Origin of the sequence: Tessaracoccus antarcticus (assembly GCF_003688855.1) — a bacterium.
GTDB classification, from domain to species: Bacteria; Actinomycetota; Actinomycetes; order Propionibacteriales; family Propionibacteriaceae; genus Arachnia; species Arachnia antarctica.
This window is the reverse complement of the sequence record NZ_REFW01000001.1, coordinates 55774-69469: the sequence shown is the minus strand read 5'-3', so window position 1 is coordinate 69469 and position 13696 is coordinate 55774. Positions and strand designations below refer to the sequence as shown.

The window sequence follows — 13696 nt, the reverse complement described above, 5'->3', positions numbered from 1 at the left end:
TCACTCACGGAGGCACTCCTATGATTGGCATGTCATCCGCGAGAGAGCGGATGGTTGTTGTCCCGAGCAGAATACAGCGTCTGGAGCATGAGTGAGCACTTCACGCCTCGCCCGCCAGTGGCTCATGACGTGGATCGCTCTTGGCGGCCTCGTGGTGGTGGCGGTGGCGTCCGTCGTGGCCTTCCACCCGGTGATGCGGGCTGTGGGTGCGGAGGTCACGGGTGCGCCGACGACGGTGTCGCCGTCACTGCTCCTGCCGCCGGAGGTTCCCGTGCCGACCCCCACGGCCGACGGCGGACCCGTGGGCGGTGCCGCCGTGGCCGCTCCCGGTGATGTGCCGGCCCGCGCCACCGTCGAGGCCCGACTGAAGGGGCTCGACACGGTGGCGCTGGCCGCGGGCGCCGAGTCCCTCCAGCTCGCCTATGAGGTGGTGGACACCGAGACGGGGGACGTGGTGGCTGCCAGCAACCCGTCGGCGCTGCTGATCCCCGCCTCCAACACGAAACTTCTGAGCATCACGGCCGTCATGCACGCCATGGACAGGCAGACCCGCTTTCCCACTCGTGTCCTCCAGCCCTCCGCCGGAACCATCACACTGGTGGGCGGTGGCGATCCCCTCCTCACGACGACACCCACCGGTTCCTACCCGCACCAGTCGTCACTGCAGGAGCTGGCGACGCTGACGGCGGCGTCGCTGAAGGAGTCCGGCCAGACCAGCGTGGCACTGACCTTCGACGCGAGCCTGTTCACCGACCCGGGCTGGAACCCGACGTGGCCGGCGAACTACCGCGACCAGGTCACCCAGATCAGCGCCCTGTGGGTGGACGAGGGGCGTGACCCCGCCGGGGGACGCAGCCGCACGCCCGCACTGTCGGCCGCGACGGCGTTCGCGGCCCAGCTCACGGCCCTCGGCATCACAGTCGCAGGGGCTCCCACCGCTGCGGTGGGGTCCGGGGAGGAACTGGCGCGCGTCGACTCCGCACCACTCCACGTCCTGGCGGAGCAGATGATGCTGCGCTCCAACAACTCGTTCGCCGAGGTGCTGGGGTTCCAGTTGGCGGCCGCCACCGGCCACCCCACCACGTTCGCGGGTTCCGTTGCCGCCATCGAGGAGCAGTTGCGGGGTCTGGGGTTGTGGACAGAGGGGGCCGTCCTGAAGGACGCATCCGGCCTGTCGCGCTCCAACCTCGTGTCGGCTGCCATGCTGGCGCTGGCCGTCGGGCACGCCGTCGATGATCCGCGGCTGTCGGTGATCCTTGAGGGTCTGCCGGTGGCCGGTGTCACCGGCACCCTTGCGAGCCGTTTCAGCGACGACATCTCCCGAGCCGCCCGCGGCGTCGCCAAGGCCAAGACGGGCACCCTCACCCGCGTTGCCTCACTGGCGGGCACCACCACCACCGCCGACGGGCGGTCGCTGGCCTTTGCGTTCCTCACCAACGGATCCGCGGACGGTTGGGCAGCCAAGGTGTGGGGCGATCAGGCCGTGGGTGTCGTCACGGCGTGTGGTTGCTGATGCACACCCTGCCCCCCATTGACTGGAGCCTGGCACGCAGGGTGGCGCGGCCGATCGCCGGGCCACTGCCCGAGGTCACCCGGCGGGAGGCGCTCTCGCTGGTGTCCTCCCTGCGACTGGCAGCGCGGCGGGCCGGACCACTGGCCGCCCAGGCCAGCGAGCTCAACGGAAGCCCCGCCGGGAAGGTCATCGTCTGCGACCGCGACACCTGGGCAGGGGGTGCCGGCGCCATGGTGGGGGGCCTTCTCGGCGAGCTGTCGCTCCTGGAGTCCGACGCGGGCGTGGTCCGCACCCTCCGCGCTGCCGGCCATGGAATCCTTGCCGGGCTGGCCTTCGGCGTGGTGGGACGCCACCTGCTGGGGCAGTACGACCCCGCCACGTCGCAGCTGTTCCTCCTTGCCCCCAACATCCTCCAGTTGCAGCGCGCACGGGGATTCGTGGCGGAGGACTTCCAGTTGTGGGTGGCCACGCACGAACAGACCCACGCCGTGCAGTTCAGCGCGGCACCCTGGCTGCGCGCCCATCTCCAGGAACGGTTCGACATCGTGGCGCTCGACGAGGTGGACGCCTCTGACGTGGTCCGGGGGCTGGTCGGCGGCCGGGGGCTCTCCTCCTCGATGGCCTCACCGGAGGCCCACGAGGCATTGTCCGAGGTGACGTCCACCATGACCCTGCTGGAGGGGCATGCCGACTACGTCTCCGACGTCGTGGGCGCCACCCACATCCCCAGCGTCCGCACGCTCCGCGCCGCTTTCGCGCGCACCGGCACTGCCTCGACGATGGCGCGGCTGCTCCCGGCGCTGGACAAGGGGGCGCAGTACCGTGACGGACTGCGGTTCTGCCGCAGGGTGGCCGCCCGTGCGGGCGCGGACGGGCTGGCCGCAGCCTTCGATGCCCCCGAGAACCTCCCGCGCATGGGCGAGATCGCCGAGCCCCACACGTGGCTGCGGAGGGTGCATGGCACGTCGTGAGCTGGGGCCCGCATCCCTGGAGGTGGCACGGGCCGTGGCCGCCATGTTGCCCGCCGGCCCCGTGGTGGTGGGCTGCTCCGGCGGCGCCGACTCGCTCGCGCTGGCGCTGGGGGCCACATGGGCGGCGGCCCGCAACGGGTCCGACGTGACGTGCGTCGTGGTCGACCACGGACTGCAGGACGGATCGGACGACGTCGCACTGCGCGTGGTGGCGACGCTCCGCCGGGCGGGCCTGTCGGCGGAGAGTCGCCGGGTCCAGGTGGCGGAGGGTGCCCCCGGTGGAATGGAGTCAGCAGCCCGCGATGCGCGGCTCGAAACCCTGGCCTCGGACGGGCACCCTGTCCTCCTGGGCCACACCCTGGATGACCAGGCGGAGTCGGTGCTGCTCGGGCTGCTGCGGGGATCCGGGACACGGTCGCTCTCGGGCATGGCGCCCGTCCGGGGACCCTTCGTGCGGCCTCTGCTCGGTCTCCGGCGCTCCACGACTGTGCAGGCCTGCCGGGAGTGGGGTGTGGAGCCCTGGCAGGACCCCCACAATGACGATCCCCGGTTCCGGCGCGTCCGGGCCCGCAACCACCTCGAGGGCCTGGCAGCTGGGCTGGGTTCCGATGTCGCCCCCGCGCTGGCCCGCTCCGCAACGCTCGCCAGGATGGACGCCGACCTCCTCGATGAACTGGCGGTGGAGGCCGCGGAAGGATGGGACACCTCGGACGGGTTGCTCGTTGCTGACGTAGCGCCTCTGCCTGCCGCGCTGCGTCTGCGTGCACTGCGGAACTGGGTGCTCTCCCATGGCGTTGCCCACCCGGGCATGGTGCACCTGCTCGCTGTTGACGCGCTCGTGACCTCCTGGCGGGGCCAGGGGCCTGTGCACCTGCCGCGGGGCTTGGTGGAGCGGCGCGGTGACCGGCTGCGCATCACCGCCCGCTGATCCACCGACTCAGGTCTGGGAGGCGTCGTCCTCGCGGTCGGCTTCCGTGTCGATGCTGGCCGGGTAGTCCTTGGGTCGCCCGTCGGCGATCTGCTCGGCCGCGTCGGCCGGCGGGACGCCGTCGTTCATTCCGACGCCGTCGTCACCATCGGTGTTGCCGTCGAGAGTCATCTTCGCGCTCTCCGAAATCTCACCTGACATGAATGTTGTGCCCTTCGTGGAAGTGTTCTCGTCCCCCAGTGGGAGTCGCCCACAATGCTGCCACGCGCTGCGGGGCGCCGGGGCGGGTGGGGGTCAGTCGAGGGGGTCGCGTTCCACTGGGCAGGACATGCACCGCGGTCCGCCGCGACCGCGGCCGAGTTCGGAGCCGGGCACCTCGATGACCTCCACCCCCTGGGACCTGAGATGGGCGTTGGTGACGACGTTGCGGGCGTAGGCGACGACAACGCCCGGCTCCAGCGCCAGAACGTTGCAGCCGTCGTCCCACTGCTCCCTGGCCGCACCATGCGCGTCCTGATCCGCGGCGAGGAAGCGCACTCCCGTCAGCCCCAGGGCCTCAGCGATGACGTGGCCCATGTCACCGGGCGCGTGGGACTCAACCACCAGGCGTTGCTCCCCGTGCCCCGCCACTCCCGACGTGATCGTCCAGGAGCGCAGCGGCGGCAACTCGCCGTACCGGACGAAGGTTTCCCGATCCACCATGGTCAGCACCGTGTCCAGGTGCATGAACGCACGGGCGCGGGGCAACTCCAGCACCACCACCCTCTGGACGTCACCGGACTCCAGCAGGCGCTCCGCCAGGCGTTCGACGCCGCGCGCGTTCGTGCGCTCGGACAGCCCGACGATCACCGTGAGCGGGTTCGGGACGAGGATGTCGCCGCCCTCCACCGTGGCCGGGCCCTCGCCCTTCCGGGGCGACCAGAACCCGACCTTTCCGGCGAACAACGGGTGGTGGCGGTAGATGGCGTCGTAGTGCAGGGTCTCGCGGCGCCGGACGTTGCGGTGCATCGAGTTCAACGCCACCTTCGAGCCCACCCAGGTGGAGGCGTCCCTCGCGAAGAGGTGGTTCGGTAGCGGCTCCAGGATGTGCTCGTGCGGCGAAAGGTGCTCCAGCACCACGGAACCGGGGCAGTCGGGACGCGATGCCAGTTCCGCGCGGGTCATCCCGCCCAGCAGGTGGCCCACCAGCGCAGCGTCGTCCATGTCCTGGAACATGTCCATGAGCCACCCCGCGGCCAGGGGCCCCACGTACCTCTCGTCCAGGGAGCGCCGCAGGATGTCGGTCCGTGCCTCCTCCACTGCCAGCGTCTCCCTCAGCAGATCCTCCAGGTGGTGCACCACCACCCCACGGTCCTGGAGCACCGACACGAACAGGTCGTGCTCCTCCTGGGCCCGCTCCACCCAGAGCAGCTCGTCGAAGAGGTAGCGCTCCTTGTTGAGGGGCCCCAGCGCCCGCAACTCCACACCGGGTCGGTGCACGATGACCTGCCTGAGGCGCCCAACCTCCGAACCCACCTGGAATGGCATGCGCGGTTCCCTTCTTCGCCGGTGCCGGCCAGCCTCGCATGTGCCGCGGTCGTCCGGGGCGGAATGCACAGCGGTGGGCCACGCGACACCGCCGGATCCGTCTGCCCGCGGGCGGCGCCGCGGGCGCACCGGTGACCGGCCTTCTGGTGGGTCCCGGGACGTACTAGGCTGGCGCCCGTGGATGCACCTGACGTGATGAATGACCTGTCCGAAGTTCTCTACACCTCCGACGAGCTGGCTCGTCGGGTCGGCGAGGTGGCAGCGCAGATCGACGCTGACTACGAGGGCCGCGAGGTGCTGCTCGTGGGTGTGCTCAACGGCGCCGTCATGGTGATGAGTGACTTGCAGAGGGCCATGAAGAGCCATGTCCAGATGGACTGGATGGCCGTGTCGTCCTACGGTTCCGGCACGCAGTCCAGCGGTGTGGTGCGGATCCTCAAGGACCTCAGCATGGACCTTGAGGGACGCCACGTCATCGTGGTGGAGGACATCATCGACACAGGCCTCACGCTGTCCTACCTGATGAGCAACCTTGCCTCCCGCAAGCCCGCCAGCCTCGAGATCATGACGATGTTCCGCAAGCCCGAGGCGGCCAGGATGGACGTCGCCGTCAAGTACGTCGGGTTCGAGATCCCCAGCCAGTTCGTCGTGGGCTACGGCCTCGACTACGCCGGCCGGTACCGCAACCTGCGTGACCTCGGAATCCTCGCCCCGCACATCTACGCCTGAGCCAGAGGAATTGGTGAGCGTGGTGATTCGCCATGTCGAGGTCACGATTCCCACGGCCACTCTCGGCCCCGAGGGGCTCCCAGTGCTGCAGGTGCAGCAGCCGCCAGACCTCAGCGCCGCCGACAGGATCCTGCTGGGCGAGCAACCGGGCCGGCCCCTGGCGGCGCGACCCGCAAGTGCGCTGCCGTACCGCCACCAGAACCATTACGGCCGCGACGTGGCACCGCAGACTCTGCCCGCCATCGAGCTGAGCAACAGCCACCTCCGGGCTGTGTTCCTGCCCGGCCTTGGTGGGCGCCTGTGGAGCCTGGAGGAGGTGGCGAGCGGCCGGCAGCTGCTTTTCCAGCCTGACGCCATCCAGTTCGGCAACCTGGCCCTGCGTGACGCGTGGTTCGCAGGCGGGGTCGAATGGAATCTCGGCATGACCGGGCACTGGGGGCTGACGTGCACGCCTGTCGGCGCCGGCGTCGTCGACGTCGATGGACAGCAGGTACTGAGGATGTGGGCGTGGGAGCGCCTGACGCGCATGGTGTGGCGGATGGACGCCTTCCTGCCAGAGGACTCGCCGTTCCTCTTCACGAGCCCCCGCATCACCAACCACGGCGACGACGCCGTTCCGTTCTACTGGTGGTCGAACGCGGCCGTGGCGATGCGTGCCGACTCGCGCGTGCTGGCGCCGGCGACAAGCGCCGTCTTCAACAACTACGCGGGCACCCTGGAACGCGTGGCCTTCCCCGACGACCCCGACCGGTCACGGCCGGCGCATGCACCCCAGGCGGTCGACTACTTCTTTGACACTGTCTCCGAGCAGGGCTTGGCGCACCCGTCGCCATGGGTGGCGGGCTGCGACGAGGACGGGACGGGGACGCTGCTGGCCTCCTCGTCGGACATGAGGGGGAAGAAGCTGTTCGTGTGGGGCAACACCCGGGGTGGCGGCAAGTGGCAGGACTGGTTGAACGGCACCGGCCGCTACTTCGAACTCCAGTCGGGCTGGGCCCGCACGCAGAAGGAACACATCGCGCTGGCCCCTGGCCACACTGCCACCTGGGTGGAGGCCTTCGGGTCCGTCGAGGCCGACCCGGCGGCGGACTTCGACGCTGCTGTCGCCCAGGTCGCGGACCAGGTCCCCACCGACGGCATGGCCCGGGCCGGTGACCTCTTCGAACGGGCAGCCGCGCTGCAGCCGACCATCTGGCACCAGGCTGACGGGTGGGGACGGGTGGAGACGGAGGCCGGTTTCCTGCAGGACGACCCCTCCGCCCCCTTCGGCGACGCACCCCTCGACGAGTCCCAGCGCGCCTGGCTGGGCGTGGCACGTGGAAGCGCTCTTGACTCCGCTCTGGAAAGGTCCCCGCAGACCGGCGCACCGTGGGCGGCGGCGGTGTCACGCACGCCACCCGGCGCGCACCGCGAACTCCACCTGGGATACCTGGCCTGGGCGGGTGGGCGCCGGGAGGAAGCCGAACAGCACTGGCGTCGGGCGCTGGCCGAGGACCCGCACAACTCCATGGCCCTGCATGCCCTGGCCACCTGCTCCGAGGACGGCTGGGACTCGTTCGACTTCGCCGAGCGTGCACACGAGGCGGACCCCCGCGACGACGACCTGCTCGTGGACTACCTGCAACGCTCCCACACGGTCCCCACACTGGTGCTGTCCGTGGTGGAGCGACTGTCCCCCCAGCGCCGGGCGCTGCCTCGCGTGCGCGTCGCGGAGGCCAGAGCACTGGTGACGCAGGGCCATCTGGCGGAGGCACGGGACATGATGGCGGACCTCGTCCTGCCCAACCTGCGGGAGGTCAGCACTGAGTTGGCCGACCTGTGGGCGGAGTACTCGACCGCTTCGGGGACCAGCGACCCTCTACCGGAGCACCTCGACTTCGCGATGCACTGAGCCGGCCCCGGTGTGGCCCCGGCTTCTTCGCCCGACTGCGATGTTCCGGCGCTGGTACTGTTCACTTGCCATACTCCTTACCCTGAGATCGCGGGATTGCGTTGCAGAAATTCATGAAGAGCCCCATGGGCTGGTTGGCGTGGGTGGTCATCATCCTCCTCGTCTTTTCGATCGGCTCGCAGGCGATCACTTCTGTCGTGGGCTTCAAGACCAAGCCCACGTCGGAGGTCCTTGCGCTGCTCAGCGGAGGTGAGAAGCTGCGTGAAGTGACGATGGTCGACGGCGAGCAACTCGTCCAGATCACCACCGACAAGGGCGAGAAGATCCAGACGGCGTGGGTGGGCAACCAGGACGCCGACATCGTCAAGCTCCTCGAAAAGCGGATGGCCGACAAGACACTCGAGAAGTGGGAGGCCACGAACCCCAGCCCGGGATTTCTCTCCACCCTGCTCTACACGGGCCTGCCGTTCATCCTGCTGGCCATCGGTTTCATCTTCGTGATGAGGATGATGGCGAGCGGCTCCTCGGGCGGCCCGCTGTCGTTCGGCAAGTCGAAGGCCAAGCTGGCCACCAAGGACACGCCCAAAACGACCTTTGCCGACGTCGCGGGCGTCGACGAGGCCGTCGAGGAACTGGAGGAGATCAAGGAGTTCCTGGCGGAGCCCGCGAAGTTCCAGAAGCTCGGCGCCAAGATCCCCAAGGGTGTTCTGCTGTACGGTCCCCCCGGCACCGGCAAGACGCTGCTGGCGCGTGCCGTCGCTGGTGAGGCCGGCGTGCCGTTCTTCTCCATCTCCGGCTCCGATTTCGTGGAGATGTTCGTGGGTGTGGGTGCGTCGCGCGTCCGCGACCTGTTCGAGCAGGCCAAGGAAGCCGCCCCCGCCATCGTCTTCATCGACGAGATCGACGCCGTCGGGCGTCACCGCGGTGCGGGCATGGGCGGCGGCCACGATGAGCGCGAGCAGACCCTCAACCAGTTGCTGGTGGAGATGGACGGCTTCGACGTGCGCGGCGGGGTCATCCTCATCGCCGCCACCAACCGCCCCGACGTGCTGGACCCGGCGCTGCTGCGCCCCGGCCGCTTCGACCGGCAGATCTCCGTGGAGGCCCCCGATCTGGAGGGCCGCTCCCACATCCTGAACGTGCACTCCAAGGGCAAGCCGTTGGCGGCCGACATCGACCTGACCTCCATCGCCCGGCGCACGCCCGGCTTCTCGGGGGCCGACCTCGCCAACGTCCTCAATGAGGCCGCGCTGCTGGCGGCACGCATGAACCTCGAGGCCATCGGCCAGGGGCAGCTCGACGAGGCCATCGATCGTGTCATCGCCGGCCCGCAGAAGCGCAGCCGACTCATGAACGACAGGGAACGTCTCATCACGGCCTACCACGAGGGCGGCCACGCCCTGGTGGCCGCGGCGATGCCGGGCAACGACCCGGTCCAGAAGGTCACGATCCTGCCCCGTGGACGTGCCCTGGGCTACACCATGGTCATGCCGGATGACGACAAGTACTCCCGCACCCGCGGTGAGCTCCTCGACCAGATGGCCTACATGATGGGTGGGCGCGCCGCGGAGGAGCTCATCTTCCACGACCCCACCACCGGCGCCCAGAACGACATCGAGAAGGCCACGAAGGTGGCTCGCGCCATGGTCACGCAGTACGGCATGAGTGAGCGCATCGGCGCCGTGCAGCTGGGCGGCGGCGATTCCGAACCGTTCATGGGGATGCAGGGCTCGCAGCCCAGCAAGGACTTCTCCGAGAGCAGCGCCGCCATCGTCGACTCCGAGATTTCCCAGATGATCCACACCGCCCACCAGGAGGCGTTCGACGTCCTCGTGGAGAACCGGGACGTGCTCGACGAGCTGGTGCGACAGTTGTTCGCCAAGGAGACACTCAACCGCCACGAGGTGGCCGAGGTGTTCAAGGCATTGCGTCGTCGCGACAAGCGTCCCGCCTGGACCGGCTCGGAGCTGCGGGTGCCATCGGGTGTTCCGCCCATCGAGGTGCCCCCGTCGCCCGTGCGGCCCATCGTCGGCCAGCCCGTGACTGCCCCGCTGCCACCCGTCAACGGCCCCACCGACCCGACGCAGCCCCCGACGCCGGGCCCCGACACCTGGGAACCGCCGGCCTGGGGTCCGCCGCAGGGACCCCGGTCCTGATGGTGGACCATGCCCGCATCGAGGCCGCCGTGCGGGAGATCCTGCTCGCTGTGGGGGAGGACCCCGACCGCGACGGCCTGCGGGACACACCCGGGAGGGTTGCCCGCTCCTACGAGGAACTGTTCAGCGGACTGGGGGCTGACCCTGCGGAGTTGCTGGCCACCACCTTCGACATCGACCACAAGGAGCTGGTGCTCGTCCGCGACGTGGAGCTGACCAGCTGCTGCGAGCACCACCTGCTGCCGTTCGTGGGTGTGGCGCACGTGGGCTACATTCCCGGACCCGACGGAAAAGTCACAGGGCTGTCCAAGCTGGCGCGCCTCGTCGACATGTACGCCCGCAGGCCCCAGATCCAGGAACGTCTCACCAGCCAGGTCGCTGACGCCCTCGTGGAACACCTGGGCGTCAGCGGCGTCATCGTCGTGATCGAGGCCGAACACATGTGCATGACCATGCGGGGCGTGCGCAAGCGTGGCAGCCGGACCATCACCAGCGCAGTACGCGGCCACCTGCGCAACCCGGCCACCCGCGCCGAGGCCATGAGCCTGATCCTGGGTCGCTGAACCGTGACGCTCGTGATGGGCGTCGTCAACGTGACGCCTGACTCCTTCTCCGACGGCGGTGCCCTGCGCAGCGCCGAGGCGGCTGTGGCCCACGGCCTCGACCTTGCGGACCGGGGGGCCAGCATCATCGACGTGGGCGGCGAGTCCACGAAGCCCGGTGCTGAGCGCGTCCCCCTGCAGGAGGAGTTGCGGCGCGTGCTGCCCGTTGTGGCAGCCCTCGCCCGCCGCGGACTCCACGTGTCCGTGGACACCATGCGTGCCACCACCGCCCTCGCCGCCGTGGATGCGGGGGCGCGGACCATCAATGACGTGTCCGGCGGACGGGCCGATCCCGCGATGATGCCGACCGTGGCGGACCTGGGGGTGGACTACGTGGTGATGCACTGGCGTGCCCATTCCCGCTCCATGCAGGCGGAGGCCGTCTACGACGACGTCGTCGCCGAGGTCACCTCTGAGTTGCTGGCCCGGCGGGACGAGGCTCTTGCGGCGGGGATTCCCTCTTGTCGAATCATCCTGGATCCGGGCATCGGTTTCTCCAAACTGGCGGAGCACAACTGGACGCTGTTGCGGAACCTTGACGGATTCACGAGCCTCGGACACCGGCTTCTGGTGGGGGTTTCCCGCAAGCGGTTCCTGGGTGACGCCCTCGGCGGAAGAGCGCCTTCGGGGCGTGACGCGGCGACGGCCGCCATCAGCGCGTGGTGCGCCCAGCACGGGGTCTGGGGAGTCCGGACGCACGAGGTGCCCATGCAGCTCGATGCCATCACGATGGGTGCGATGTTGCGGGTTCCCGGGTCCGGCTGAGCGCACCCGACTGGGCCGTCCCGGGGCGGTGTGGGGTACAGTCGCCTCGAATCACCAACAGACGTCCAAGCCAAGGAGTGCCCACCATCGACCGGATCACGATCGCGGGTTTGACCGCCACCGGCCGCCACGGGGTGTTCCCTGAAGAACGCCGGGACGGGCAGCCGTTCGTGGTGGATGTTGAGCTCTCCCTCGATCTGGACACGCGCTCGGATGACCTTGCCCGCACGGTCAATTACGCCGAGGTTGCTGATCAGGTGATTGACGTCATCACGGGGGATCCCTGCAACCTTGTGGAGACCGTGGCCGGCCGCATTGCGGATCGGTGTCTGGCCTTCGACCTGGTGTCCGACGTGATGGTCACCGTCCACAAACCGCACGCACCAGTAGCGCACAGCTTCACCGACCTGTCAGTCACGATCCACAGGAGCAGACATGATCAACGGCCCCTTTGACATTGACGTGGACACCCTGGGCAACCTGCGGCCCATCTCGAAAGTGGTGTTCAGCCTCGGATCCAACGAAGGCGATTCCCCGGCCATCCTGGCTGAGGCCGTCGAGTTCCTCTCGGAGACCCCGGACGTCATCATCGTCGACGTGTCGCCGGTGTACCAGACCACGCCCGTCGGCGGTCCGGACCAGAAGGATTTCCTGAACCTGGTGGTGGTGGCCGAGTCGACGCTGGAGCCGCTGACGCTCCTGGACAGGGCGCTGGCCATTGAGGACAACTTCGGACGCACCCGGGGTGTGGTCAATGGACCCCGCACCCTCGACATCGACATCATCATGGTGGGTAAACGGATCGGCGAGGACGCCCTGGAGTTGCCCCACCCGCGGGCACACGAGCGCGCGTTCGTGCTCGTGCCGTGGCTGGACATCGACCCCACCGGCATCCTGGAGGGTCGCGGAGCCGTGGCGGAGCTCGTGAAGAGTGTGGACACCTCCGGTGTTGCCCGTCGCGACGACATCGTCATCACGGCCGCCACGCGGTTTTGAACCATTCCGGGCGGCCACCCCGCAAGCTGAGCCTCACCACCCCGCGGCAGGTTGCACTGTCGGCGCTTTCCGGCGCCGTCTTCGCGGGACTCATCCTGGCTGCCTTCGACCTTTTCGCCACATTTCCGCCCGTTGTCCCCTGGAGCGTCCCGGCGGTCCTCCTGGTCATGGCCGTGGGCGCCTGGATCTACGCCCGGGGAATGCCGGACCGGCTGGAGAACCACACACTCAGCGGCCTTGAGGCCGTCAGGGCGCTCATCGTGGCCAAATCCATGGTCATGACCGGAGCGGTCCTGGCTGGGGGGCACGCGGTGTACGTGGGACGCTTCGTGGGCACCCTCATGGCGGAACAGCCCGCGGCACGCGCATTGCATGGGGCCGGCACCATCATCGCGTCGCTGCTTCTTGCGCTCGCGGGATGGACATTGGAGAAGGCTTGCATCATTTCCGTCGACGACGACTCCGACGAGGGTGGAATGCCCGCGGGCGACCCGGCCTGACCATTCGTGGACACGCCGCCCGCCGGGATGCTGAATACCCCCGACATGGCATAACCTTGCGCACATGGCTGGTCGACGAGTTGCACAAAAGTCCACTGAACGAAATCTTGCGCTGACGATTCTTGTCGTCGGCACCCTTGCAGCAGTCGCGTCGCTGTTCGGTGACATATGGTTTGTACGCGCTGGCGCAGTGGTGGCCATTGTCATGGCCTTCGCGGCCGCCGGGCTGGCATGGCGTGAGTTGGCGCGTGAGCGTGTCCTCCACCAGGAGGAGGTCCGCCGGCAGGTGGCGATGCGGGTTGAGCAGGCTGAGAGGCACCACGGCGACTCGATGGCGATGCTGGACCGCTTCAACGACCGCGTGGACAACCTCAAGTCCGTGATCGCGACGCTCCGCCGTCAGGTGGGCTCTGCCAACGCCGAGCTGAGCAGCATGCGTGGCAATTCCGTCTGGCTGCGCGGCGAGATCGCGGAGAGGCAGTCGAGGATCGACGCACTCACCGCACGCCTGGCGCAGGTGGAGGCTGAGAAGACGCAGGACAACATCATTGCGCTGCCCCGTCACGGCGCAGCCTCGCTGGACCCGAAGGTGGAGGACCTGTGGGACGCCGACGAGCACCCCACCATGGTCGATCTGGCCAAGCTGCAGCTTGACGTCTTCGATGAGGTCCGCCTCCAGGCCTGACGCCTGAACCATCTGTGCAGATCGCCGATGCCGTGGCCCGCCGAGGCCACGACATCGGCGATCTGGCGTTGGTGGGCACCCGGGCTGACTGCCCCAGTGCCGGGCCACCTAAGCGATGCCGTGCTCCACGGCGAGCATCACCGCACGTTCCCCTGGAGAGTCCTTCGCGTGTCTGGACGCCACCATGATGGGTCTGCGGGGGTCCCGGGCCCCGACGCGATTGCCTGCGGCACTGTGAAGGGAACTGGTTGCGCACGCCAATCCTGCGCACGTGCCGATGGCATTGTTTGCTCGGTCGTCGTGAGTTCGGGACCCGACGTCACGGCGGTGCGTGGATGCCGACATCGCAATGACAACGACGTATGCACGGGTAGTGGCAACCGGTCCACGACGAATTTCCAATATTCGTCACAGATAACGCTTTCGTGAACCG

The 13696-nt window shown here is 68.7% G+C and carries 14 protein-coding genes; 12 read left to right on the top strand and 2 right to left on the bottom strand.

The annotated features are described in order from the left end of the window. The first annotated feature begins 91 nt into the window (after positions 1–91). The 3 genes from dacB to tilS are packed head-to-tail and all read left to right on the top strand — an operon-like array spanning position 92 to position 3412. Complete coding sequence (dacB, locus tag EAX62_RS00345) at positions 92–1513, top strand: D-alanyl-D-alanine carboxypeptidase/D-alanyl-D-alanine endopeptidase (protein WP_147453955.1); 1422 nt, start codon at positions 92–94, stop codon at positions 1511–1513. Beyond that, positions 1513–2484: a zinc-dependent metalloprotease gene (locus tag EAX62_RS00340; RefSeq protein ID WP_147453954.1), complete on the top strand. Its 972-nt coding sequence runs from the start codon at positions 1513–1515 to the stop codon at positions 2482–2484. The genes dacB and EAX62_RS00340 overlap by 1 nt, the downstream gene beginning before the upstream one ends. After that, positions 2471–3412, top strand: a complete 942-nt coding sequence (tilS, locus tag EAX62_RS00335) for a tRNA lysidine(34) synthetase TilS (protein WP_121899714.1) — start codon at positions 2471–2473, stop codon at positions 3410–3412. The genes EAX62_RS00340 and tilS overlap by 14 nt, the downstream gene beginning before the upstream one ends. 9 nt (positions 3413–3421) lie before the next feature. Here tilS and EAX62_RS00330 read toward each other — a convergent pair whose 3' ends face one another. Together EAX62_RS00330 and EAX62_RS00325 are read right to left on the bottom strand one after the other, a co-directional pair. Continuing rightward, a complete protein-coding gene (locus EAX62_RS00330; RefSeq protein WP_121899713.1) occupies positions 3422–3613 on the bottom strand; it encodes a hypothetical protein in 192 nt (63 codons plus the stop codon). 93 nt (positions 3614–3706) lie between these two features. Continuing rightward, a complete protein-coding gene (locus tag EAX62_RS00325; protein WP_121899712.1) occupies positions 3707–4939 on the bottom strand; it encodes an arginine deiminase in 1233 nt (410 codons plus the stop codon). Positions 4940–5134: 195 nt separating this feature from the next. Here EAX62_RS00325 and hpt point away from each other — a divergent pair, with 195 nt between their 5' ends. The 9 genes from hpt (at position 5135) to EAX62_RS00280 (ending at position 13263) form a co-directional block, all read left to right on the top strand. Then, positions 5135–5668, top strand: coding sequence for a hypoxanthine phosphoribosyltransferase (hpt, locus tag EAX62_RS00320; RefSeq protein ID WP_121899711.1), 534 nt, complete (start codon positions 5135–5137; stop codon positions 5666–5668). Positions 5669–5687: 19 nt separating this feature from the next. Then, on the top strand, positions 5688–7559 hold the full coding sequence (locus EAX62_RS00315) for a DUF5107 domain-containing protein (RefSeq protein ID WP_233557745.1): 1872 nt from the start codon (positions 5688–5690) through the stop codon (positions 7557–7559). Between the two features lie 113 nt (positions 7560–7672). Then, positions 7673–9715 (top strand): ATP-dependent zinc metalloprotease FtsH, encoded by a 2043-nt coding sequence (gene ftsH, locus EAX62_RS00310; RefSeq protein ID WP_121899709.1) that lies wholly within the window; start codon positions 7673–7675, stop codon positions 9713–9715. Then, complete coding sequence (folE, locus tag EAX62_RS00305) at positions 9715–10278, top strand: GTP cyclohydrolase I FolE (protein ID WP_121899708.1); 564 nt, start codon at positions 9715–9717, stop codon at positions 10276–10278. Before ftsH ends, folE begins: the two co-directional genes overlap by 1 nt. A 15-nt stretch (positions 10279–10293) precedes the next feature. After that, positions 10294–11082, top strand: a complete 789-nt coding sequence (folP, locus tag EAX62_RS00300; protein ID WP_121900906.1) for a dihydropteroate synthase — start codon at positions 10294–10296, stop codon at positions 11080–11082. Positions 11083–11159: 77 nt separating this feature from the next. Continuing rightward, complete coding sequence (folB, locus tag EAX62_RS00295; protein ID WP_407703294.1) at positions 11160–11537, top strand: dihydroneopterin aldolase; 378 nt, start codon at positions 11160–11162, stop codon at positions 11535–11537. Next, entirely contained in the window at positions 11518–12078 is a 561-nt protein-coding gene (folK, locus tag EAX62_RS00290) for a 2-amino-4-hydroxy-6-hydroxymethyldihydropteridine diphosphokinase (protein WP_121899707.1), read from the top strand. Before folB ends, folK begins: the two co-directional genes overlap by 20 nt. Further along, the gene (locus EAX62_RS00285; RefSeq protein WP_158600413.1) at positions 12075–12578 is read left to right on the top strand and encodes a DUF3180 domain-containing protein; all 504 of its coding nucleotides are present in this window, start codon (positions 12075–12077) and stop codon (positions 12576–12578) included. Before folK ends, EAX62_RS00285 begins: the two co-directional genes overlap by 4 nt. 64 nt (positions 12579–12642) lie before the next feature. Then, positions 12643–13263, top strand: coding sequence for a hypothetical protein (locus EAX62_RS00280; protein WP_147453953.1), 621 nt, complete (start codon positions 12643–12645; stop codon positions 13261–13263). Positions 13264–13696 lie beyond the last annotated feature (433 nt).

What these genes read in the sequence shown, in the direction of transcription:
- folE (WP_121899708.1), top strand. Translation starts at nt 9,715, where the DNA reads ATGGTGGACCATGCCCGCATCGAGGCCGCCGTGCGGGAGATCCTGCTC.
- EAX62_RS00330 (WP_121899713.1), bottom strand. Translation starts at nt 3,613, where the DNA reads ATGTCAGGTGAGATTTCGGAGAGCGCGAAGATGACTCTCGACGGCAAC.
- EAX62_RS00280 (WP_147453953.1), top strand. Translation starts at nt 12,643, where the DNA reads ATGGCTGGTCGACGAGTTGCACAAAAGTCCACTGAACGAAATCTTGCG.
- folP (WP_121900906.1), top strand. Translation starts at nt 10,294, where the DNA reads ATGGGCGTCGTCAACGTGACGCCTGACTCCTTCTCCGACGGCGGTGCC.
- hpt (WP_121899711.1), top strand. Translation starts at nt 5,135, where the DNA reads ATGAATGACCTGTCCGAAGTTCTCTACACCTCCGACGAGCTGGCTCGT.
- ftsH (WP_121899709.1), top strand. Translation starts at nt 7,673, where the DNA reads ATGAAGAGCCCCATGGGCTGGTTGGCGTGGGTGGTCATCATCCTCCTC.
- EAX62_RS00340 (WP_147453954.1), top strand. Translation starts at nt 1,513, where the DNA reads ATGCACACCCTGCCCCCCATTGACTGGAGCCTGGCACGCAGGGTGGCG.
- folK (WP_121899707.1), top strand. Translation starts at nt 11,518, where the DNA reads ATGATCAACGGCCCCTTTGACATTGACGTGGACACCCTGGGCAACCTG.
- EAX62_RS00325 (WP_121899712.1), bottom strand. Translation starts at nt 4,939, where the DNA reads ATGCCATTCCAGGTGGGTTCGGAGGTTGGGCGCCTCAGGCAGGTCATC.
- tilS (WP_121899714.1), top strand. Translation starts at nt 2,471, where the DNA reads ATGGCACGTCGTGAGCTGGGGCCCGCATCCCTGGAGGTGGCACGGGCC.